The 1,972-nt window shown below is 62.1% G+C and carries 3 protein-coding genes and 2 pseudogenes; 3 read left to right on the top strand and 2 right to left on the bottom strand.

What is annotated here, in order from left to right; translation table 11 throughout:
• The first annotated feature begins 214 nt into the window (after nt 1–214).
• The gene (locus EOA24_RS35895) at nt 215–469 is read left to right on the top strand and encodes a WGR domain-containing protein (protein ID WP_127410698.1); all 255 of its coding nucleotides are present in this window, start codon (nt 215–217) and stop codon (nt 467–469) included.
• Between the two features lie 231 nt (nt 470–700).
• Here the strand turns inward: EOA24_RS35895 and EOA24_RS35900 are convergent.
• Nucleotides 701–940 (bottom strand): annotated as a pseudogene (locus EOA24_RS35900) (RES family NAD+ phosphorylase); the annotation flags it as partial.
• Between EOA24_RS35900 and EOA24_RS35905 the strand changes: the two are divergent.
• Both EOA24_RS35905 and EOA24_RS43560 read left to right on the top strand, forming a co-directional pair.
• Nucleotides 939–1,079 (top strand): annotated as a pseudogene (locus tag EOA24_RS35905) (RES domain-containing protein); the annotation flags it as partial. The pseudogenes EOA24_RS35900 and EOA24_RS35905 overlap by 2 nt on opposite strands.
• On the top strand, nt 1,056–1,301 hold the full coding sequence (locus tag EOA24_RS43560; protein ID WP_245501935.1) for a hypothetical protein: 246 nt from the start codon (nt 1,056–1,058) through the stop codon (nt 1,299–1,301). The pseudogene EOA24_RS35905 and the gene EOA24_RS43560, both read left to right, overlap by 24 nt.
• Before the next feature lie 356 nt (nt 1,302–1,657).
• Here EOA24_RS43560 and EOA24_RS35915 read toward each other — a convergent pair whose 3' ends face one another.
• Entirely contained in the window at nt 1,658–1,945 is a 288-nt protein-coding gene (locus EOA24_RS35915; protein WP_127410700.1) for a single-stranded DNA-binding protein, read from the bottom strand.
• Nucleotides 1,946–1,972: the final 27 nt, after the last annotated feature.

Genomic DNA, 1,972 nt, shown 5'->3' on the forward strand with positions numbered 1-1,972 from the left:
GGCCCAGGCGCCGAATTGCCACGCGCTTGCGTCGTCACGGTGCAGCGCCTGCGCCTTCGATCACGCATAGTGCGACGACGAGCTTTCTGGTCACCGCGGTGATCATGACCTCCTGAAGCGATCGCGCGCACTCATAACCGCAATGAATCGGTCGAGCCGGTTGGATTCAAAGAACTCGTTGGACGCCGCTTCCAAGCCAAGTGAGGCTGCGGCCATGGAAAACGAAGAGGCAGGGCCAGTTCATCTTCGGCGCATCGACCCATCTAAGAACATGCGGCGGTTTTATACGCTTGCGATCCAACCGACCTTGTTCGGCGGAGCATCCGTCATCCGTAACTGGGGCCGCATCGGGACCAGCGGCCAGACGATGATTGAAACCTTCGATAGCGAAGACGGTGCGGCCACCGCATCAATGAAGCTTCAGCGCGCCAAGCGCCGTCGCGGATATCGCAACTGTGATCCGGACTAGCGGCTGGCGACATCGCGCAAAAGATCGCAGGCGAGCACCGCCTGTGACGGCGTGTTGGAACATAACGCAGTGCAGCGCCGCGACTATTCGGGCACGGTTGTCAGCAATATGACGCGGCTCATCGAGACGGCAATGACCCGCGCACCAAGACAGCAATAACCCCTGCTTGAGGCGGTCATGCCGCGACATTCAGGACTACGCGCGGTCAAGGTGCCCCAGCCGCATCAGGCCTCAGGAAACCGCAAGCACGGTGCTGGTGTCATACCGGCGGACGAAGTCCACGCACGAGCCGTTCCAATGGTAGCAGTAGTGCCGTCCCTGCTTCGGAATACTAGCGACATCTGGCCAGAAGGCGCCGATGCAGCTTCCCCCTGGCATCCTTACGCTGTTCCACGTCAGTCCGTCGCTCCCAGCCGCCCGCAGTCCGCGCCCCTCGACTTGCGAAGGGCCATAGTCGTTCGGGTGAGCGGCGCTGCCCGAGACCATCCATCATCACGAGAGATTCATGGCCGCCACCCATGAGGATCCTGGCTGGACTTCGGACTTCCGGGTCCTGATCGGGAGCGTGGACCTGAGCCTTGACGACGTGAACGCCGTTCCCGAAGTCTTGCGCGCCAGGCAGGCATGCCTGCTCGATGATGAGAGAACCGAACATCTTTCCTTCCGCGCACCGAAGGCCTTGATCGAGGCGGCCAAGCGGGAAAGCGGCATCCAATCGCCGACCGAACTTGGCATTCTCGTTCTGGCCACCCTCGCCCAGCCTGACCCCGTGGCTTCGTTCCTCAAGCGCACGCATGCTAGCCTTGGCCCGGGCCAGAAGCTTGACTTCTGATCTGTGCGCGGCACGTCGGCGCTACATGTCCGACGAGGAAAGAACCAGTTGAAGCCGCGATCACGAAACAGGCTGATCGCGGTTGCGGACGTCGATCTGGCCGGCGCCGGTCCTCGTGCCGAACACCAACGTCTACATCCTGTTCGCCTCAGGGAAATTGCCGGATGCGGGCAACTATCCCATCAGGGCGCAAATGACTCCCGTCAATGCCATGCAGGCGTTCACATTCGCCGATCATGTCTCGATATGCCTGCGGCGATATCGCAGCCTCCAGGCAGTTGATCCTCCGTCGGCGGAAGCATCGAAACATCGCCGAGCATGGCCCCGCCTTGCAGGCGAGGCCATTCACTGCTGGCTCAGAAGGGAATCTCATCCCGAGCTTCGGTCTGGTCGCCGGCGCCGTCGCGCTGCTTCGGCCAGGCGAGGAAGTCGATGCCGTCGGCGATGATCTCAGAGCTGTAGCGCTCGATCCCGTCGCCATCGGTCCACTGGGTGTAGTGGATGCGGCCGCGGACCGCCACCTTCATGCCCTTCACGCAGTGCTTCTGCACCGTCTCGGCCAGGCCGTTGAAGCACTTGATGCGGTGCCATTCGGTGTCCTGCTCGGCGTAGCCGTTCTCGCCCTTGACAACCTTGCCGTCGATGCGGCGGCACCAGGATCACCGACTTCC

This window comes from Mesorhizobium sp. M2A.F.Ca.ET.039.01.1.1, from assembly GCF_003998035.1.
GTDB lineage: Bacteria > Pseudomonadota > Alphaproteobacteria > Rhizobiales > Rhizobiaceae > Mesorhizobium.

What these genes read in the sequence shown, in the direction of transcription:
- EOA24_RS35895 (WP_127410698.1), top strand. Translation starts at nt 215, where the DNA reads ATGGAAAACGAAGAGGCAGGGCCAGTTCATCTTCGGCGCATCGACCCA.